Source organism: Enterococcus sp. AZ126, assembly GCF_051714545.1.
Classification (GTDB): domain Bacteria; phylum Bacillota; class Bacilli; order Lactobacillales; family Enterococcaceae; genus Enterococcus_L.
This window is the reverse complement of sequence record NZ_JBIOSB010000001.1, coordinates 898,179-918,350: the sequence shown is the minus strand read 5'-3', so window position 1 is coordinate 918,350 and position 20,172 is coordinate 898,179. Positions and strand designations below refer to the sequence as shown.

17 protein-coding genes are annotated in these 20,172 nt (G+C 35.1%); 15 read left to right on the top strand and 2 right to left on the bottom strand.

Annotation, left to right across the window (positions count from 1 at the left end):
• Positions 1-168 precede the first annotated feature (168 nt).
• A complete protein-coding gene (locus IGI43_RS04535) occupies positions 169-897 on the top strand; it encodes a YcjF family protein (protein ID WP_438756643.1) in 729 nt (242 codons plus the stop codon).
• 209 nt (positions 898-1,106) lie between these two features.
• Here IGI43_RS04535 and IGI43_RS04530 read toward each other — a convergent pair whose 3' ends face one another.
• A complete protein-coding gene (locus IGI43_RS04530) occupies positions 1,107-1,526 on the bottom strand; it encodes a GNAT family N-acetyltransferase (protein ID WP_438756642.1) in 420 nt (139 codons plus the stop codon).
• 227 nt (positions 1,527-1,753) lie between these two features.
• Between IGI43_RS04530 and IGI43_RS04525 the strand changes: the two genes are divergently transcribed.
• The 13 genes from IGI43_RS04525 to IGI43_RS04465 all read left to right on the top strand — a co-directional run bounded on the left by IGI43_RS04525 (position 1,754) and on the right by IGI43_RS04465 (position 18,368).
• Positions 1,754-2,074, top strand: a complete 321-nt coding sequence (locus tag IGI43_RS04525) for a hypothetical protein (RefSeq protein WP_438756641.1) — start codon at positions 1,754-1,756, stop codon at positions 2,072-2,074.
• A 58-nt stretch (positions 2,075-2,132) separates the two neighbouring features.
• Complete coding sequence (locus tag IGI43_RS04520; RefSeq protein WP_438756640.1) at positions 2,133-2,789, top strand: enhanced serine sensitivity protein SseB C-terminal domain-containing protein; 657 nt, start codon at positions 2,133-2,135, stop codon at positions 2,787-2,789.
• 244 nt (positions 2,790-3,033) lie between these two features.
• Positions 3,034-5,799 (top strand): helicase C-terminal domain-containing protein, encoded by a 2,766-nt coding sequence (locus tag IGI43_RS04515; protein ID WP_438758809.1) that lies wholly within the window; start codon positions 3,034-3,036, stop codon positions 5,797-5,799.
• A 76-nt stretch (positions 5,800-5,875) separates the two neighbouring features.
• Positions 5,876-6,382 carry a cell wall elongation regulator TseB-like domain-containing protein gene (locus IGI43_RS04510; protein ID WP_438756639.1) on the top strand — a complete coding sequence of 169 codons (507 nt, stop codon included), beginning with the start codon at positions 5,876-5,878 and terminating at the stop codon, positions 6,380-6,382.
• A 145-nt stretch (positions 6,383-6,527) separates the two neighbouring features.
• A complete protein-coding gene (locus IGI43_RS04505) occupies positions 6,528-7,727 on the top strand; it encodes a pyridoxal phosphate-dependent aminotransferase (RefSeq protein WP_438756638.1) in 1,200 nt (399 codons plus the stop codon).
• Between the two features lie 41 nt (positions 7,728-7,768).
• Entirely contained in the window at positions 7,769-9,067 is a 1,299-nt protein-coding gene (gene asnS, locus IGI43_RS04500) for an asparagine--tRNA ligase (protein ID WP_438756637.1), read from the top strand.
• 185 nt (positions 9,068-9,252) lie between these two features.
• Positions 9,253-10,158, top strand: coding sequence for a hypothetical protein (locus IGI43_RS04495; RefSeq protein ID WP_438756636.1), 906 nt, complete (start codon positions 9,253-9,255; stop codon positions 10,156-10,158).
• 495 nt (positions 10,159-10,653) lie between these two features.
• Positions 10,654-11,991 (top strand): UDP-N-acetylmuramate--L-alanine ligase, encoded by a 1,338-nt coding sequence (gene murC / locus IGI43_RS04490; RefSeq protein ID WP_438756635.1) that lies wholly within the window; start codon positions 10,654-10,656, stop codon positions 11,989-11,991.
• Between the two features lie 134 nt (positions 11,992-12,125).
• The gene (locus tag IGI43_RS04485; RefSeq protein WP_438756634.1) at positions 12,126-12,608 is read left to right on the top strand and encodes a MaoC family dehydratase; all 483 of its coding nucleotides are present in this window, start codon (positions 12,126-12,128) and stop codon (positions 12,606-12,608) included.
• Entirely contained in the window at positions 12,601-13,281 is a 681-nt protein-coding gene (locus tag IGI43_RS04480) for a Bax inhibitor-1/YccA family protein (protein WP_438756633.1), read from the top strand. Before IGI43_RS04485 ends, IGI43_RS04480 begins: the two co-directional genes overlap by 8 nt.
• Before the next feature lie 210 nt (positions 13,282-13,491).
• On the top strand, positions 13,492-14,649 hold the full coding sequence (gene argJ, locus IGI43_RS04475) for a bifunctional glutamate N-acetyltransferase/amino-acid acetyltransferase ArgJ (RefSeq protein WP_438756632.1): 1,158 nt from the start codon (positions 13,492-13,494) through the stop codon (positions 14,647-14,649).
• Positions 14,650-14,889: 240 nt separating this feature from the next.
• On the top strand, positions 14,890-17,247 hold the full coding sequence (locus IGI43_RS04470; RefSeq protein ID WP_438756631.1) for an ATP-dependent DNA helicase: 2,358 nt from the start codon (positions 14,890-14,892) through the stop codon (positions 17,245-17,247).
• A 155-nt stretch (positions 17,248-17,402) separates the two neighbouring features.
• A complete protein-coding gene (locus tag IGI43_RS04465) occupies positions 17,403-18,368 on the top strand; it encodes an asparaginase (RefSeq protein WP_438756630.1) in 966 nt (321 codons plus the stop codon).
• 62 nt (positions 18,369-18,430) lie between these two features.
• Here IGI43_RS04465 and IGI43_RS04460 read toward each other — a convergent pair whose 3' ends face one another.
• The gene (locus tag IGI43_RS04460) at positions 18,431-18,925 is read right to left on the bottom strand and encodes a YajQ family cyclic di-GMP-binding protein (RefSeq protein ID WP_438756629.1); all 495 of its coding nucleotides are present in this window, start codon (positions 18,923-18,925) and stop codon (positions 18,431-18,433) included.
• 273 nt (positions 18,926-19,198) lie between these two features.
• Here IGI43_RS04460 and IGI43_RS04455 point away from each other — a divergent pair, with 273 nt between their 5' ends.
• A complete protein-coding gene (locus IGI43_RS04455) occupies positions 19,199-20,134 on the top strand; it encodes a YitT family protein (RefSeq protein WP_438756628.1) in 936 nt (311 codons plus the stop codon).
• Positions 20,135-20,172: the final 38 nt, after the last annotated feature.

Below are 20,172 nucleotides of genomic sequence, written 5' to 3'. Positions count from 1 at the left end.
TTTAATAAAATAGGATGGTATTAGTTCATTATCTACTGGTTATATATCCTGTATTCTCGTTTGAAAAGTGATGTCCTTTGGTTAAATAAGATTTTTCATGTATGATAAAACGAAAGAATAATAATTAAAACAATTGCAAGATATACATAGCTTATGGAGGGAATACACATGAAAAAAATTTTCAGAAAGAAAACTGCGGACAAAAATAAATCAGATCTAAAAAAAGCAATCAAAAGCGAGCAACAAAAAGAAACTAAACGGTCAATTACAGCAAATAAAGCAGAAGAAAAAGAATTTGACTCTTTTTTTTCTGAAGTCATAAAAAAATTCCCGAAAAAAACATCTTCAATTATTCTTAGTAGTTATGGGAAATCAAAAGAGCAAGCGGAAAAAGTCTTAGCTAAAAGTAAACGCCAATTTGATGGTATATTTGATGAATTTTTAGAAGGTGTTGATGAAGATACACGAAAAAAGTGTCACCAAACAGTTCATGCGGCATCCTTAACTGCCGCAATTGTAGGGTGTTCACCAATCCCTTTTTCAGATGCTCTTTTACTTGTTCCAATTCAATTGACAATGATGGCTCGTTTACATAAATTATTTGGGCAATCATGGTCTGAAAGTATGGGGAAAAGTGTTGGAAAAGAAATTGTGGTTGTTGGCTTAGGGAAAAGTGCCGTTGGTAATATCATCAAATTTCTTCCTGGTATAGGAACAGTTGCCGGTGCTGCAATCAATGCTAGTGTTGCCAGTACCATTACAGAGACTCTTGGCTGGGTAACTGTAAAAATGTTGAACGATGGAGAAGATATTTTCGAGCAGACAATGTCTTTTAAAGGTCAATTTCAAACACTATTCAATATGGTACAACAGTCTAGTAAACATTCAAAAAAGTAGTGAGAATCCTATAACTGTTGACGGGTGTATTTACTATTGAAACGGGTTGGCAAACTTGTTTCTCGGAGTTAAAGGCTTCTGTTCCAAGCTCATTTTTTTCTGACTGCTTTTCGTAGTATGATGGTACCGGTGAAATTTAAATTGTCTATACTAAAATGTGAGCATAGTAAGTTTTAGTTTATTTCTTATTCAGTATGGGCTGCTCTTAGTTAAACAGTCCAATCTGAAAGGGAAGGATTTTTCGGTAATTTTACATAACCCCTGGGATCATGGCAAAAGCCCAATTTACTATAATAATCTTTAGCCAATTCAGAAGCAAGTAAAACGATATGTATCTCTGTGCCTACTAATTCAATTACTTGGTTCATTAGTTCTCTGCCAATCCCGTTATCCCAATAGTCTTTGTCAACAGCCAAATCTGCTACGTATGCTACATCGCCGTAATCTGTTAAAACCCTAATATAACCAACTATTTTGTCTTGGTCCCATGCAGAAATCAATAATGTTGAATGATTGATCATGTTTTCTAATTTTTGATCATTGTCCGTTTGTCGATGAATGCCCGATCTACAAATGATTGTTTTAAGCTGTTCAATTGATAGTTTTTTTTGTTTATACTTAATATTCATAAAAAACTCACCTTCTATAGTATATTTTGAAATACAAGTATATTATAATAAAAATCAATGTTAATGAATAATTTTGACCAGTGAAGCGACATCTTTTTGAAGTTAGGAATTTTAGTGTTTCATTTGTTCATATCTAATTTCTAACATTGAAGAAGAACCTAAAACGATTTGCAAAATCACGTATGAAGCAGATGGCGTCAAAAAAAGACTAGAAAAAGGATAGACTTATGAATGATATAAAAGTCATTATATTATGTGGCTCAACAAAGTTTATAAAAGAGTTCAGAGAAAGTGAAGCAATGCTTACTAGAAAAGGATTTGCAGTAATAAGCCCATTGCTTTTTGAACAAGATAAAAGCCGTGAAATTTCGAAAGAAGAAGCTACGTTATTCGGAAGGATTCATTTCAAAAAAATAGATATATCCGATGAAATCTTTGTGATCGATGTTGATGGCTATATTGGAGAAAGTACAAAAAAAGAAATTGCTTACGCTAAACGGAACAATAAAAATATAAAGTATTATTCTAACAAAGAAACGACAGGCTAATAGTTGCTTAATGTAAATAAATAAGAGAAAGCTAGGTAAAAAGAAGTTGTTTTTTAATATGTTTAAAAAAAAAAAAACCAAAAATTATTTTTATTTTCCACGAAATGAAGAAAGTATTCACAAAATTATCGAGTGGCTTAAAAATTCTTCTGGTCTAATTATTGATGTGAATTCAAATAATAAATTAAGTGTGTCAGTAACAACACAAGGAGAACAGTTTCTTATAGCATATACAGATGTTTTTCAGAGAGTTCCATCTTATAAAAAAAGTGACAACTTTATAACAATTGATTACAATGGCTTGGTCGAGTTATTTGAAACAAATAATGTAATCGATTATATCTGGATAAATCCTCATTCCGATAGCGTTACACTTAACCGTACAGTATTTACAACACAATATACTATAAAAGAGAACACCGCGATCCAAATAGGTCAACCAGAGATACCACCTAAAGTAATAATTGATTTTCTCGTTGAATATGCTAAAAAAGAGCCATCAATAGACCAAGTTTTTCTAGCATTGATGAAGAATCAAAATGAATTTAGTTACGTTGTTTTTGTTGATAGTGCAGAAAATAAAGCAATTGTAAAAAAAATCGGTCCTAGAATAAGTGAGCTCTATTTAAAAAACGACATACGATTTCCTGTTGATTTTGTCTACGATGACCTCATTAAAGAGTCGAAGTATTTAATTTATTCGAAAAATGAATAAAATAAATGAATAAAGAATTAAATAGATAAATCTTTTAAAACAGAGTAGTCATTCTGATAATAAATAAAGAGTGATTACTTTTTTGTTGAATAGAAAAAGGGATCGTATAAGAAAATAAGTAGAATGAACGTACATAAAAGCAGTCATTGAAATTTCTTTATCAAATATCGATTCAAACTAATACTAAAAAAATAGTTGATTTTGTAGTATACTTTTCAAGGATAGAGGAAAGGCGGGAATGTCCATGAAAGATAAGCAGATATATGCAGTAGTTGATCTAGAAACAACCGGAACCGATCCAATGGTGGACCGGATTATTCAATTCGGCTGTGTATTGATCCAAGAAGGAGTGATTATTTCCCGTTTTGCAACTGATATCAATCCGAATCAAGCCATTTCCAAACAGATCCAGCAACTAACAGGGATCAGTAATTCTCGCGTACAAAAAGCACCTTATTTTGAAGATGTAGCGCTGACGATTTATAATCTATTAGCGGATACTGTATTTGTTGCACATAATATTTACTTTGATTATTCCTTTTTAACGCAAGAACTGTTCCGTTGTGGCACACCTAAATTAAAGATTCCAGGAATTGACACAGTCGAGTTGGCTCAGATATTTTTACCGACAGAAAAAAGTTTCCGTCTAGGTGACTTGTCTGAAAGCTTAGGTCTGATTCATGATAATCCTCACCAAGCAGATAGTGATGCGCAAGTCACAGCAGAACTTCTATTGTTGATCGAAGCAAAAATGCGTCGTTTACCACTGATCACGATGGAAATGATCGATCAGTTGAGCCAACAAACCGGAATGGATACGAGTACCTATATCCATCACATATATAAAGAAATGAAAACAGATATTCAACCTTTAGCAAATGAACAACATGTCGTTTCTGGGATTGCCTTGAGAAAAAAAGTGGTGCCGCTGTATGAAGAAAAGCTATACGGAAAACCAATTTTTCCACAAAAGAAAAAGACAAAAGAAAAAGTCTTTGCAGATAAAATCGGCTATCGTTCAGAACAGAGTCGAATGATGAACTTAGTTTATGAGCATTTTACGAATGATGAAAATAAAAATTTGTTTATTGAAGCTGCTACTGGAACTGGAAAAACGCTTGGTTATTTATTCCCTTTAAGTTATTTGGCAACACCTGAAAATCCTGTTATTATCAGTACTGTTTCTATTGTTTTGCAAAATCAATTAATAGAAAAAGATATTCCTTTAGCCAATCGAATTTGTCCTAAACCGTTACATGCGACAATTATTAAAAGCCACCGCCATTATATAGATCTACAGCGATTTAAAGCCACTTTGAAAAATCCGGTACCGCAAAAACAATATGCACTGTATCAAATGGGCGTTTTAGTTTGGCTAGTAGAAACAGATACAGGTGATCTTGATGAGCTACAATTAACGAATTTTAATCATGTTTTTTGGCGGGATGTTGCTCATAGAGGCATTGATTTTTTATCTGATCAAGATTCATTGTATCAAGAGGATTTTGTGCGTTTTCTTTATAAAAAAGTTAGACAAAGTAATGTTTTGATTGTTAATCATGCTTTTTTATCTCAAGAGACGCTAAGAGAAGTCCCACTTTTACCTAAAAGTTCCTATTTAATCATTGATGAAGCACATCACCTACCTGATATCGCTGGGAAGATTGCTAATCGACAATTTAATTATGTTTCTTTCAAAAAACAGGCAACTCTTTATTTGGAAGACGATCAATTATTTGATCAAATCAACCAAATTTTCGAATCAGATTCACAAGAACAGCGCTTAGTCCGTATTTATTCTAAGGCATTAAATGATTTAGTCGAAGAGTTTAGCGATTTCTTTTATGAAATAAACCAACTGTTTACAAATGATAAGCAACAAATTACAGATGCGGTTTTATTGACCAAGCCATTGTTTGATCAGTTATCATTAAATGGAGAGAATTCAATCCAAAAGATCGAGATTCTCTTGACTGAAATGCAAGAAATTCAAAATAGATTGCAGCAGTCGATTTTGAATCAGTTGGAAAAATATACGACAACTGAGCGGATTACATTTGTTAGTCTACTGCAGTTTTTTGAACGAATCAAAACAATCTACAGCTGTTTTGATATTTATGTTAATGAATGGCATCCACATTGGATCAAAGAGTACACTCACATACCTCAAGGCTATGGTTTGCTTGCAATTAATGACTTAGAAGCGAGCATTTTACCAGAGACAACCTGGTATGATCGATACCAGAGGATTTTGTATACAGGTGGTACCTTGAAATTTGGTAACGATAAGAAGTATTTGCCAAATAAACTAGGCTTGACAGATGTTTTATTTAAAACGCTACCCGATCCTTATGACTATGAACAAAATGCTCGTTTATATATTCCAAAAAAAGCGATTGCAATTAGTCAGGCAAATACTGCAGAATTTTCAGCTTATATCGCATCAGTGATTCAAGAATTGTCACAACAAGATCGTTCAATGTTGGTTCTGTTCACGTCACATGAGATTTTAACTAGTGTTTACTATCGTTTGCATCCGCAGTTTTTAAATGAAAGTAGAGAGCTTTTAGCGCAAGGTATCAGCGGTAGTCGAGAAAAAATATTGAAACGGTTTGCCCATTCTAAAAACAGTGTTTTATTAGGCGCTGACAGTTTTTGGGAAGGAGTGGATCTGCCGGGAGAAGCATTATCGCTTTTGATCGTAACACGACTACCCTTTGAAAATCCCAAAAGGCCTTTTGTCAAAGCACGTTATGACTATCTTGAAGAAAAGGGAGTCAACCCATTCACTCATGAAGCTTTACCCAAAGCAGCTTTACGTTTACGCCAAGCTTTAGGTCGTTTGATTCGTTCCGACGGTGATAAAGGAGCGCTAGTTGTTTTAGATAGGCGTTTAGTGACTGCTAAGTATGGTAAACGTATGTTAAAAGCCTTACCAAAAAATTTACCAGTCAAAGAAGAATCACTAAGGGAAATAACTATGGAACTAAAAGAATTTTTAAATAAATAAATTTATCTGCTATCTATTAAATTTGATTGATTTTCTGCTATAATAGTAGCCAGTAAGTTTGGAAAGGGCGAGTCGATTGCAAGAACAAGAAGATCAAAATGAATCAAGAAAAATCAAAATCTTAGTCGGCATAATTGCGAGTTTATTAGTGATCATTGTGATGATTAGTATTTTCTATATTCGCTCAACGCAACCAAGAAGACAAGCGGAAAAAGAAGCAACGGAAATCGCAAAGGAACAGGCACATTTAGAAACAGTCGATCATTTTTATTGGTTTACCAGAAAAAAAACATACTTCAGCGTGACAGGTAAAGACGATAAAGGAGAATCATTAGCTGTGATTATTCCAAAATCCGGTGAAAACGTGACAGTCTTAAATCAAAAAGATGGTGTGGCAGAAGACAATATCCGCCAGATCATTGAAACCGACTATAAAGAAAAAAATATCCAAAAAATCAGCTTAGGTCTTTATAAGGACAAACCCACTTGGGAGGTCGTGACAAAAGGGGATGACGGATCATTAAATTATTATCTACTATCATTTGAAAATGCCGAAGAAATCATGGTCATTAAAAATGTCTGACGAGATAGGGTTAAAATGATAGGTGACTAAAAATAAGCACACTCAAAGAAGTATTTGATGAAGCAAGCTAATGATTGTTAAAAATCATCGAATTTATTGGTGCTGAACAGTACTATTTCTGATAAAAAATGAATGGAGCGATACTATGGACATATCGAGACGTGCACAAAAATTAGAACCCTCTGTTACGCTGGCAGCGGCAGCGAAAGCCAATGCCTTAAAAGCTGAAGGGAAAGATATTTTAAGCTTAACAGTTGGTGAACCGGATTTTACCACGCCTAAAAATATCCAGCAAGCTGCAATTAACGCCATCAAAAGTGGAAAAGCAAGTTATTACACGCCTTCTGCGGGCATCAAAGAATTGCGAGAAGCAGTTGTAAAACATATTGAAACCTACTATCAGTTGCGTTATCAGACAAAAAATGTGATCATAACCGATGGTGCTAAATTTGCCTTATATCTTCTTTTTCAAGCTGTATTGAATCCGAATGATGAAGTGATCATCCCAGTTCCATATTGGGTAAGTTACGGTGAACAAGTTAAATTAGCTGAAGGTGTCCCTGTGTTCATCTCATGTGCTCAGGAAAAAGAATTTAAAGTGACTGTTGAGCAATTAGAAGAGGCAAAAACTGAAAAAACGAAATTATTGATTTTAAATTCACCATCTAATCCAACAGGAATGATTTATTCTGAAGCAGAATTACGTAAAATTGGCGAATGGGCAGTCTTAAACAATGTCCTGATCGTATCAGATGATATATACGGTAGACTGGTTTATAATGGAGCTGACTTTACGCCAATCGCAACTTTATCTGAAGCGATTCAAAAACAAACGATCATAATCAATGGGGTTTCTAAAAGTTATGCCATGACAGGTTGGCGTATTGGATATGCAGTCGGGGCAGAGGCGATTATTTCAGCAATGAATGATATTGCGTCACAATCAACCAGTAATCCTACGGCAGTCAGTCAATATGCTGCAATAGAAGCATTGGTCGGTGAACAAGACACTGTTGAATTCATGAGACAAGCTTTTGAAGCACGTTTAAATGAAATTTATCCGCTATTTGCAGCATTGCCAGGTTTCAAATTGGAAAAACCTCATGGTGCGTTTTACCTATTTCCAAATATCAAAGAAACATTAACGATGTGCGGATATACAGATGTTACTAAGTGGGTGGATGATTTACTAGCTGAAGCGCAAGTTGCACTTGTGACGGGGGCTGGATTTGGAGCACCAGAAAATATTCGAATTAGTTATGCTACTGATTTAGAGACTTTAAAAGAAGCAGCTAAACGAATGGCACTATTTATTGAGAAAAAATCAACAAGAGCAATATTTTAATTCGGGATAGGTAAAAGAATAGAATGAATGGAGAGACGATCGTGGAACAAATTCAAATTATTGATTCAAAAAATCATATAGGTGAAACAGTAAAAATAGGTGCTTGGATCGCGAATAAACGTTCAAGCGGAAAAATCGCTTTTCTACAATTACGTGATGGAACAGCTTATTTCCAAGGTATTGTAGTGAAAAGTGAAGTGCCGGAAGAAGTCTTTCAATTAGCTAAAAGCTTAACACAAGAAACATCTGTTTGGATCACTGGTGAAATCAGAGAAGATAGCCGTTCAAAATTCGGTTATGAGATCGGTGTAACAGGGATTGAAGTCATTGGTGAAAGTCATGATTATCCAATTACACCAAAAGAGCACGGGACTGACTTTTTGATGGATCATCGTCACTTATGGCTACGTTCGTCTCGTCAGCATGCAATCATGCAGATCCGTAACGAAATTATCCGTGCGACGTATGAATTTTTCAATAACAACAACTTTGTAAAAATCGATCCGCCTATTCTAACTGCCAGTACAGCAGAAGGTACGACCGATTTATTTGAAACAAACTATTTTGATCAAAAAGCCTATCTTTCTCAAAGTGGACAATTATACATGGAAGCAGCCGCATTAGCATTTGGTAAGGTATTCTCATTTGGTCCAACGTTTAGAGCAGAAAAATCAAAAACACGTCGTCATTTGATCGAATTTTGGATGATCGAACCTGAAATGGCGTTTATGCACCAAGAAGAAAGTTTAGAAGTGCAAGAGCAGTATGTCGCATTCTTAGTTCAAAGCGTATTAGACAATTGTGATCATGCCCTAGATATTTTAGAACGTGACAGAGAAGTCCTTAAAAAATACACACAACTACCATTTCCTCGTATTTCATATGATGAAGCGGTTGAGTTGTTGAAGAAAAATGGTTTTGACGATATTGAGTGGGGAGATGATTTTGGCTCACCGCATGAAACGTTTATTGCCAATTCATTTGACCGTCCTGTCTTCATTTTAAACTATCCAAAAGCAATCAAAGCATTCTACATGAAACCACATCCTACACGTGATGACGTTGTGATTTGTGCGGATATGATTGCACCAGAAGGGTATGGTGAAATCATCGGTGGTTCTGAAAGAGCAATCGATCATGATTACCTACTAGAACAAATTCGTAACCATGATCTAGATGAAAAAGAATATTCTTGGTATTTAGATTTACGCCGTTACGGTTCTGTTCCGCATTCAGGCTTTGGTCTAGGTTTGGAACGCACGGTTACTTGGTTAGCTGGAATTGAGCATGTTCGTGAAGCAAGCCCATTCCCACGTTTATTAAATCGTATCTACCCATAGAAACTAAATAGTAAAATAGTCGTTGAAGGAAGTTTTTATACTTCATTTCAACGACTCTTTTTTATATGCATTGAGAAATTTTGATAAAATTACAACGAGAAAAAAGAAAAAGTAGGGTAATTTGTTTAGAATTCCACTATTTTATGGTAGAATTGACAATAAAGTAGAATAAAGGAATGACTTGAATGGGAAACCCAACACAAATAAAAAGAAAACATTTTCGTTTTCCGGCGTATGATGACGAGGTAGGCGTAAAATTAGTTTCTGAAAATAAACGCACATTATTTCAAGAAGAGCCAATGCTCAATAAGATGAGCACTCAAGCCCAAACGCAGCAAAGTACACCAATCATAGAGCCAATAAGCACTCAGCCGGTGCCTCAAAAACAACCGACGAAAACCAACAATCAACATGTTTCTCATAGTCAGGAACAAGTGGATGAATTAGCCCGTCATAAATCTAATTTGCCAAATTATATGATGACGCATAATAAAACAGCATCACCAAAGCAAAAGAATAATTTATTTGGTAATATGCCTAAAAGAAGTTCGTACGGTTTTGGTTCTCAGCACACTTCTAACAAAAATAGAACAGCATTCTCAAAGGATTTTACCTATGATACTCGCTCTTATTTTGTACCGAAATATATTCCAGCTTCTGTCATCCCAGAAGAAAAAACACCCACTTTGACAGAACAAGAATTAACGGAAGCGATGAGAAAAGACAAAAGTTCTTATTTACTTTTTGACGATGAACCAGTAGCATTTCAAGTGAAAGGAAATGAAGACCCAACAGTTCAAAAATTCAACATTCCTAAAGATTCACCTGAAATACCAGTAACAAGACGTCAATACCAACAAATCAAACCCGATATGGAACGCTTTGGTAAAGAAGAAGATATCAGCCATACATTACCACGCTCTCGAAAAGAACTGAAAACTGCGAAAGAAAATGCCAAAAGCCAAACTGCCTATGGTCAAAAAGTAGCTGAAGCAGAACATGAGAAAAAACGAGGTATCTTAGATAAGTCCTTAAGTGGTATTATTGAAGATTCAAGCATGGAACTAGAGAACAGCCAGTATTTTAAATAGGAAAATGTACGTTAAAACCTTACAGAGTTGTATCAGTGTATTTCAAAAAGTCTATCGATTGTTTTTGTCTCGATTGATAGGAGCTTGAAAATGGCAAATAGAATAACTAACTGATCGGTTAGTATGATTTTGGTATTGAGCCGAAAGTCATACTAGCCCTTTTTTTGTCGAATAATAATGCATTATATCTGTGGTGTTATGCTAAAAGATGGTGAGTAAAAATGACTAAACATTGGTTCAGCAGCTCTGAAATTATCGTGAAATACAGTCACAGTTCCTACATATTAATATGAGCTAAAGAAACCTACTATAAGTAGAGTCTGTATTGAAATTTTCAGTGACTGATATTTAATGAAGTCTCTTTATTTCTTAGAAAATTATCTAACTGTTTTGGGTTGATTATTTTTTGAATTTGTACGATAATGGGAATCGTACGATTTTTATATAATAATGAAATTGATTTTTACATATAGCCAGTAAGAGAAGAGGATTATCATGAAAAAGCAAGAAAACGTATTGTACCATTTTGTTGGAATCAAAGGCTCAGGAATGAGCTCATTAGCACTTGTATTGTTTGAAAAAGGATTAACTGTGCAAGGTTCTGATGTGGAAGAGTATTTCTTTACACAACGTGATTTAGAAAAAGCTGGTATTACTATTTTACCTTTCGATAAAGAAAATATCACAAAAGAAATGATCGTGATAGCTGGGAATGCATTTCCTGATACGCATGAGGAATTGGTTCGTGCAAAAGAATTAGGGGCAGAAATTATTCGCTATCATGATTTTATTGGTCGTTTCATCGAGCCTTACACAAGTGTAGCTGTGACAGGCTCGCATGGGAAAACAAGTACAACTGGCTTACTTTCTCACGTATTGACTGGGATCGCGCCAACAAGTTACTTGATTGGTGACGGAACAGGACATGGTGATCCAAATGCTGAATTTTTTGCTTTTGAAGCTTGTGAGTATCGTCGTCATTTCTTAGCTTATTCACCAGATTATGCGATCATGACCAATATTGATTTTGATCATCCAGATTATTTTAAGAGTATTGAAGATGTATTTTCTGCTTTTCAAACAATGGCGAAACAAGTGAAAAAAGGAATTTTTGCTTATGGTGATGATAAATATTTACGCCAGTTAAACACAGATGTTCCAGTTTACTATTATGGACTAGCAGATGACGATGATATACAAGCTAAAAATATCGAACGAACTACACAAGGTTCTTCTTTTGATGTTTATCATGATGAAAAATTTGTTGGCCACTTTGTTTTACCGGCGTTTGGTCAACACAATATCATGAATGCATTAGGCGTGATTGCGGTAGCTTATTTTGAAAACTTAGACATGAAAAAAGTGGCAGAAGAGATGCTGACCTTTGAAGGCGTAAAACGCCGCTTTACAGAGAAAAAAGTTTCTGACATGATCATTGTTGATGATTATGCTCACCACCCAACAGAAATCATAGCGACAATCGATGGCGCTCGTCAAAAATATCCGGATAAAGAGATTATTGCTGTCTTTCAACCGCACACCTTTACACGTACAATTGCGTTGATGGATGAATTTGCTGAAGCCTTGAATTTGGCGGATGCTGTTTACCTTTGTGATATCTTTGGCTCTGCTAGAGAACAAAAAGGTGATGTGAAAATCGAAGATCTAGGGAACAAAATTCAAAAAGGCGGACAAGTTATTAAAGAAGAGAATGTATCTCCGCTTTTAGATCATGAAAATGCTGTAATGGTCTTTATGGGAGCAGGCGATGTTCAGAAATTTGAACAAGCTTATGAAACGTTATTAAGTAATACAACTAGAAGTGTTTTATAAAAAAGAGAAAAAATAATCTTGAAGAAGGAGTCTCAATAGCATATTCTTGTGTTTTGTTGAAGCTTCTTCTTTTTAACTTGCCTTTTAGCGTCATTTTGGTACAATTATCTTATCATTAGTGGAGGTGTACTAATTTGAATATCGGAAAACCGAGAAAATTAGGCAAAACCATCGAAGATATTGAGGAAGGCGATTCGCTGTCTTTAACCGAATCGATCGAAGATAAAGAGTTACTTCTTTATTTGGGCTTGACAAACGATGCCAACCCCTTATATATCCAACATGATTATGCCCAAAAAACAGAATATGGCAAACCAATCGTACCATCGATCATGCTGATGGGAATCATTACTAGTGCTATTTCAAAGCATTTACCAGGGCCTGGATCTCATGTGGTCAATTTTTCTGTGAATTTTGTGGAGCCAGTTTTTCATTATGAAACACTGACATTTCAATTTGAAGTGATCAAAGTAGATAAAATGAAAGATGTTGTGACGATTTCGATCGAAGCCGTGAATGAGGAAGAGGATCGTGTCCTTGATGCGGTCGTAATGGTTCAGCCCCCTCAAGTTACATTAGTAGATTTAGAAGAGAAAGAAGGAAAAATAGATGAATAATGGAACAGTAGCCAATGTTGGCTTGAATAAGTTTTATTCAAAAATTTACGCATTTTTAGCGATGGGAATTGGAGTCAGTGCCTTAGTATCCTATTTGATTTTAACAGTTTATCCTAATGTTTTGATGACATTATTACATTCTACAGCTTTATTTTTTGGTTTATGGATTTTACAAATTGGCTTGGTTTTTTTCTTAGGATTTAAAGCACAAAAAAATCCTAGCTTAGCGGTCAGTGGGTTCTTATTGTATTCCATTTTAAATGGCGTGACAATTTCAGCTACTCTACTTCTATACGCTCAAGCAACAGTGGTGAGTGCTTTTGTAAGTGCTGCGGCAACATTTGGTGCAATGTCATTAGTTGGGATGTTTACAAAGAAAGATTTATCTGCAATGGGTCACGCCGCATATAGCGCGTTGATCGGGATCATCATTGCGATGGTCGTTAATTTCTTTTTCTTACGTAGCGATGCGGTATCATTTTTCATTTCAATCTTGATGGTTTTGATCTTTGCTGGTATTACAGCATATGACAATCAGAGAATTCGCCTAGCCTACAATGAAACAGGCGGGCAAGCAGGAACAGGTATCGCAGTGTTCTTCGCCTTACAATTATATCTTGACTTTATCAACTTATTCTTAGCATTTTTACGTATTTTTGGTAAAAATAACTAAGTCGACAAAAATAAAAAAACAGTATCTGGAGAATTCTAGATACTGTTTTTTTATGCAATTAATATTCATTAAATACATAATTTTGAATTAAAATTCTTAATTTAGCTAATAAATGATATAAAATACATTGACTAACCTTCCGCTTTGATTTATACTTTTATAAAATTAGTGAAATACAGATGATTATGAATATACGGGATGGTGTAAGTGATGGAAGTGTATGAAAAAGGGCCAATGGGGTTTAAATTTTACGGAATGCATATTGGGATAAAGAAAAAGAGAAAAGATTTTGGATTGATCGTAGCAGATGAAGTTTGTCATGCTGCAGCTGTTTTTACAAAGAATACATTTTGCGGTGAATGTATCCCGATCGGTAAAGAGCACGTGAAAAATGCTGAATTACAAGCAGTGGTAGTGACAAGTGGGATTGCTAACGTTGCAACAGGCAAAACGGGTAGAGAAAATGAATACAAAATCTTAGAAAAACTTTCAACAAAACTGATGATTGAAAAAGAAAATATTCTCCCGTCTTCTACAGGTGTGATCGGACCACAATTACCCATCGCAATGATTGAAGAATTTTTAGATGTAGAAACGATCGAGTTGAAAGAAAACTATGAAGATTTTGCTCATGCTATTTTGACGACAGATCAACGAATTAAAGTTCGAAGTCTAAAAGTTGGTGAGGCGACGATTTTAGGGATCGTGAAAGGGTCGGGAATGATTGAGCCAAACATGGCGACGATGTTGGCTTACATATTGACAGATGCCAAAATAGAGAAAAAAGAAATTTATCCTCTGTTGAAAAATTCAGTTGACCAATCTTTCAATACGATCAGCATCGATACGGATACCAGTACTAGTGATACTGTAGCGTTTTTAGCTAGTGGTCATTATACAGTTGAAAAAAAAGCATTCGAAACTGCGTTGAATCAAATCTGTAAAGATTTAGCATTGGATGTTGTAAAAGATGCGGAAGGTGCGACTAAGACAATGTTCGTCACCGTTAAAAATGCTGAAAGTAAAGAACAAGCAAAAAACGCGGGCAAATCGATCATCAATTCACCTTTGGTAAAGACAGCGTTGTTTGGACATGATCCTAACTGGGGACGTATTGCGATGGCTCTTGGCAAAACAAAAGGGTTGATTTTTGATCAGAATAAAGTAGAGATTTTTTATGGTAAGTATCCAATTTTTTCAAATAGCCATGAAGAAAAACAAAACATCAATAAAATTGCTAAATACATTGAAGAAAATGAAGACATTTATTTAACCGTTGATTTAAATCAAGGGTCAGAAAATTTTGAGGTGATCGGTTGCGATTTAAGTTATGAATATGTCAAAATAAATAGTGATTATTCTACTTGATTTGTCTTTTGAAATTGAAGTAATAGTGATTGAATAAATCATTACGTTTTATATATAATTCAAGATAGAGGCGTTTGGTTATGAGAAATGAGGGTGACATTCATGAAAATTGTTTTGCCGATTTTTGTGAATTCTCCTTCATTTGTAAAGTAGTTCCTTCTGATATCATTGTTTATCAAGTCCCTCTTTTATTTTGCGAATGTATGTTCTATAATAAGGAGAGGATAGGTGGGATCGAACATGCAGAGTACGCAAAGAATCGCAGTCCGCAGGTTAGTGGAATTTATTTTAAGAAGAGGGAGCATCGATGCTAGGCACACGAGTGAACATACAGCGTTAGAAGGAGCCAAAATCCATCGGAAGCTTCAGAAAAGTGCTGGAGAAAATTATCAAAAAGAAATCAAACTAGCTATCAACATAGAATTAAATCAGCAAACATACATAATCGAAGGCCGCGCAGACGGTATTTTCATTGATGATAAAAAAAGAACTGTGATTGATGAAATCAAAACTTCGGAACCTTTATTTTCAGATTTGCTGGAAGAACAAGTAGAGATGTATTGGTATCAAGTAATGTGTTATGGACATATTTATTGCCAACAAGAAGATTTAGATGAAATCACTTTACAATTGACTTATTATCAGACGACGACCGAACAAATCACGAGACAGGAAAAAGAGTATACCAAAGATGAACTAAAAATATTCTTTGATGATCTGACACAAAAATATGAACAATGGCTGATTTTTAAAGCGAATTGGCGTAAAACTCGAAATCGATCATTACAAAAATTACCGTTCCCGTATGGCGATTATCGAGCTGGTCAAAGAGAACTATCGGTTGCCGTGTACAAAACGATTTTAAGTAATCAAAAACTGTTTGTAGAAGCACCAACGGGAACGGGGAAGACGATTTCGACCCTATTTCCCACACTAAAAGCTATTGGGGAAGAAAAAGCAGAACGTGCTTTTTACCTGACGGCTAAAACGATCACGCGTCAAGTAGCTGAAGATGCTGTGGAAGCGATGAAAAATAAGGAGCTACAGCTAAAGAGTGTCACTTTAACTGCGAAAGATAAAATTTGTTTCTTAACAGAACGCAATTGTACGCCAGAAGCTTGTCCTTTTGCCAATGGTTATTATGATCGTTTGAATGAAGGATTATGGGATTTACTAAATAATGAAAATCAGTTTACCCGTGAGATTATTGAGATTTATGCTCGTAAACACAGCTTATGTCCTTTTGAATTGTCTTTAGATGTTAGTTTGTGGTGTGATTTAGTGATTTGCGACTATAATTACTTATTTGATCCAGTTGTTTACTTAAGGCGTTTTTTTGAAGAGCAGACAGAACCAAAAGAAAATGTTTTTTTAGTAGACGAAGTGCATAATCTAGTCAATCGTTCAAGAGAAATGTATTCAGCTGTTTTATCCAAAAATAAACTATCCGAGCTAAAACAATTGCTTGATAAAAAACAAACAAAGCTAATCCGAGCGCTCAATAAAATCGAAAAAGAATTCGACAAGATCAAACAAGTTTGTGATGAGAAAAAAACAGATTTTTTACACCAAAATGCACCGATTGATTCGCTTGTCAAAGTAGCGTATTCACTCGCTGAAAAAATAAAAGAATGGCTTCCAGAAAATCAAGATCATACTGAGCTTAATCAGATTTTACCTGTTTACTTTGAATTGTTGAATTATACTAAAATCAGTGAAGGGTATGATGATCATTATTGTACCTATGTAGACTGTCAGAATCATGACATTATCGTCAAGCAATTTTGTATTGATCCGAGCTATCTTTTACAACAAAAACTAGAAAAAGGCAAAGCAAGTATTTTATTTTCAGCGAGTTTAACGCCGCTCGATTACTATCAGGAAATTTTGGGTGGCGGCAAGGAAAGTTTGCGTTATCGAATCCCAAGTCCTTTTCCAAAAGAAAACCAACTATTAGTTATCGAAAAGTATATTCAGACGACATATAAAGAACGAGTGAATAGTTATGAAAAAATCATTGAAAGCCTGACGAATATGATCCAGCAAAAGAAAGGAAATTATATAGTTTTCTTTCCTTCCTATTCATATATGGCTATTATTTATGAACGCTTTCGACAAAAAAATCCTCAAATCAAAACTAAAATTCAAGCAAGCAAAATGAATGAAATAGAACGAGAAGCTTTTTTGGCTGAATTTATGTTTGAACCGACAGAAACATTGGTAGGCTTTTGTGTGTTAGGAGGAATTTTTTCAGAAGGAATTGATTTAAAAGGCAGTCGCTTAATCGGTACAGCGATTGTTGGTGTTGGTTTACCACAAATCAACCATGAACAAGAGTTGATCAAAAAATACTATGATCAAGAAAAAAATCAAGGATTCCAATTTGCATACCAAATTCCTGGTATGAATAAAGTCTTACAGGCCGCAGGCAGAGTTATCAGGGATGCAAATGATAGAGGAATTGTTTTGCTTTTGGATCAACGTTTTTCAACAACAGGTGTTCAACGTTTTTTCCCACCTCATTGGGATCAGGTTCAAACCTCTTATTCACATGAACGGACAAAACAACTGATACAACAATTTTGGCAATCGAATTAAACAGATAGTGATAGGAAAAAATGCTTTCTACTGGTATACTAAAAAAAGTATTTTAAGACAAATGACGATAAAAGGCCGAAGTTTTTGATCCTCGGCTCTTTTTTGAGCAGAACATTCATAGTTTATCTATAAAAAAGATCACTGGAGGACAAAAGATGAAAACAATTTTAGTGCTACATACGGGCGGTACGATTTCAATGTCAAAAGAAGCAGATGGAAATGTGACAACAAATAGCATGAATCCCTTGCTTGACCAAGAAGAATTGTTAGCAGGAAAAGCTGAGTTGATCGTAGAACCGATCTTTAATATCCCTTCTCCTCATATGACCTTAGAACGAATGCTGGAATTGAAGCAGCGCATCCAGAAAGCGTATACTGAAAACATCGATGGTGTAGTGATTACTCATGGAACGGATACGCTTGAGGAGACCGCTTATTTTTTAGATATTACGTTAGAAAATAAAATTCCTGTCGTCTTAACAGGTGCCATGCGTTCAAGTAATGAAATCGGGACAGATGGATTATATAATTTTATTAGTGCAGTTTTTACGGCATGTTCAGATGAATCTTATGGTAAAGGTGTCCTTGTTGTGATGAATGATGAAATTCATACGGCGCGCTATGTGACAAAAACCCATACGACAAACGTAGCCACATTTCGAACGCCTACATTTGGCCCAATCGGGATGATTGCCAAAGAACGAACATTTTTTGCCAGTGAAGTACGTCCGCAAGAAATTTGTGATGTTCAAGATGTCGCAGGTGAAGTCTATGTAATCAAAGCTTATGCAGGAATGGACGGAAGTTTGTTTGATTTAGTGGATAATGACAAAACAGATGGTATTGTAATAGAAGCATTAGGTGCTGGCAATCTTCCGCCAGAAACGCTGCCTGCGCTTCGACGACTCTTAGCAAGAAATATTCCTATTGTGTTAGTTTCTCGCTGTTCTAACGGAATCGCTGAAGATATTTATGACTATGAAGGCGGCGGCGTTAATTTAAAGAAAATGGGGATTATTTTTTCTAGGGGACTAAATGGACCAAAAGCCCGAATTCGCTTGATCGTTGGTTTAAATAGTGGAAAAGATTCCCATGAACTATCTGATTTTTTGAGTGAATGAACGAAATAAAAAAGCATAACTAGCTGATAAATGAACGTTTACAACTAGTTATGGCTTTTTTATTAACGGAAATTCGTAAATTGTAATTCTACTGGTAAATCTAAATTTCTAAGCAATGTGATGACTTTTTGTAAATCGTCACGGCTTTTTCCAGTAACTCTGATCTGATCCTCTTGAATTTGTGATTTGACTTTAATACCAGAGTTTTTAATGGCAACATTGATTTTTTTTGCATTCTCTTTGTCAATACCGCTAATTAAATCACCGTATTGTCGAGCAGAACCGCCGAGGGCTTTTTCACTCGTTGAGAAGTGGATATTTTTAATAGGCACTGCTCGTTTTACTAACTTACTAAATAGGACATCCTTGACCTGTTCGATTTTGTAGTCGTCTTCTGCAACTACGACTAATTTGTTATTTTCTAGCTTTATATCTGCAATTGACCCTTTAAAGTCAAAGCGATTTTTGATTTCTTTTAATGCAATTTGAATCGAGTTTTTGACTTCTTCCATGTTCATTTCAGATGTTACATCAAAGCTGGCTTCTTTTGCCGCCATTTGATCCTCTCCCCTCGTTATTTCTTACTTTTATAGTACCATTAAATAGGGAAGAAACAAGTAAAAACACGTTTTTCCAGCAATAATTGAGTCAAGAAACGAATTTTTTTTGATCGGCTACCACATAAGAATAAAATAATCCTCATTTTCTACTTTTTTTCTTTTCTTTTTTTGAATCAGCTGTTATCCTAATTCGAGGGATTTTTATCTAAATAGTACTATACAAAACGGTAAAAAATGTTGGCGGTTTTTAGATGAATGGGAGGTTTTTGGATGAATAAAATGGTTATGTCATATAAACAAAGTGAGACATTAAAGAAGTTTGCAGTGATTTTTGTTACCGGAATCTTAGTCGCTATCAGTTTGAACTTTTTTTTGATTCCAGCAAAAGTTTTTTCTGCTGGAATGAATGGGGTGGCGCAGATCATTGCAACATTATTGCATACGCATCTTGGAATTACGATTGATACAGGTCTTTTTATTTTGTTATTAAATATTCCAATATTTGTTTTGGGATTTATGAAGCTAGGAAAAGAATCAACTATTTATAGCTTTTTAAATGTAGCTTGGATTTCCTTGACAACTATTTTGATCCCGATCGAAGTGATTACGACCAATCCTTTGATGAATGCGATCATGGGTGGCGTGTTGATTGGCATCGGTGCTGGTTTGTCACTTAAAATGGGGTTTACAACTGGCGGAATGGATGTTATTTCACTGGTTCTATCGAAAACTACTGGGAAAACTGTCGGTAATTATATGTTTATGCTAAATGGTATCATTGTGGCGATTGCGGGTTTTGTTTTTGATTGGGAAAGTGCGTTGTATACGATCATTTCGATTTATTGTATGACTCAAGTCGTTGACACGATCCACACAAGTCATCAAAAAATCACAGCAATGATCGTGACCGTCCAGCCAGAAATTGTGACACAAGCGATTTCAAAACAAATGATAAGAGGAATGACCTTATTGCCATCTATGGGTGGTTATTCTGGTGTTGAAGGCCGAATGATCATGATGGTGATCACACGTTATGAATTATATGATTTGGAGCAAATCGTTTATGAAGTTGATGAAAATGCCTTTATGAACATTATTCCTACTCATTCAGTCTTAGGACGATTTGCGAATGAAGATGAGCAAAGGATATTTAAAAGTACAGGAAGCTTTCCAGAGATGAAGAAACGTAAAAAAAAGCAAAACTAGAGATAGTTTTTAAAGAGATTACCATAAGGCTGTGACAG

Excerpts from the sequence above, each read along its gene's own strand:
- IGI43_RS04535 (WP_438756643.1), top strand. The coding sequence starts at position 169 with ATGAAAAAAATTTTCAGAAAGAAAACTGCGGACAAAAATAAATCAGAT.
- IGI43_RS04530 (WP_438756642.1), bottom strand. The coding sequence starts at position 1,526 with ATGAATATTAAGTATAAACAAAAAAAACTATCAATTGAACAGCTTAAA.
- IGI43_RS04525 (WP_438756641.1), top strand. The coding sequence starts at position 1,754 with ATGAATGATATAAAAGTCATTATATTATGTGGCTCAACAAAGTTTATA.
- IGI43_RS04520 (WP_438756640.1), top strand. The coding sequence starts at position 2,133 with ATGTTTAAAAAAAAAAAAACCAAAAATTATTTTTATTTTCCACGAAAT.
- IGI43_RS04515 (WP_438758809.1), top strand. The coding sequence starts at position 3,034 with ATGAAAGATAAGCAGATATATGCAGTAGTTGATCTAGAAACAACCGGA.
- IGI43_RS04505 (WP_438756638.1), top strand. The coding sequence starts at position 6,528 with ATGGACATATCGAGACGTGCACAAAAATTAGAACCCTCTGTTACGCTG.
- IGI43_RS04495 (WP_438756636.1), top strand. The coding sequence starts at position 9,253 with ATGGGAAACCCAACACAAATAAAAAGAAAACATTTTCGTTTTCCGGCG.
- murC (WP_438756635.1), top strand. The coding sequence starts at position 10,654 with ATGAAAAAGCAAGAAAACGTATTGTACCATTTTGTTGGAATCAAAGGC.
- IGI43_RS04480 (WP_438756633.1), top strand. The coding sequence starts at position 12,601 with ATGAATAATGGAACAGTAGCCAATGTTGGCTTGAATAAGTTTTATTCA.
- argJ (WP_438756632.1), top strand. The coding sequence starts at position 13,492 with ATGGAAGTGTATGAAAAAGGGCCAATGGGGTTTAAATTTTACGGAATG.
- IGI43_RS04470 (WP_438756631.1), top strand. The coding sequence starts at position 14,890 with ATGCAGAGTACGCAAAGAATCGCAGTCCGCAGGTTAGTGGAATTTATT.
- IGI43_RS04465 (WP_438756630.1), top strand. The coding sequence starts at position 17,403 with ATGAAAACAATTTTAGTGCTACATACGGGCGGTACGATTTCAATGTCA.
- IGI43_RS04460 (WP_438756629.1), bottom strand. The coding sequence starts at position 18,925 with ATGGCGGCAAAAGAAGCCAGCTTTGATGTAACATCTGAAATGAACATG.
- IGI43_RS04455 (WP_438756628.1), top strand. The coding sequence starts at position 19,199 with ATGAATAAAATGGTTATGTCATATAAACAAAGTGAGACATTAAAGAAG.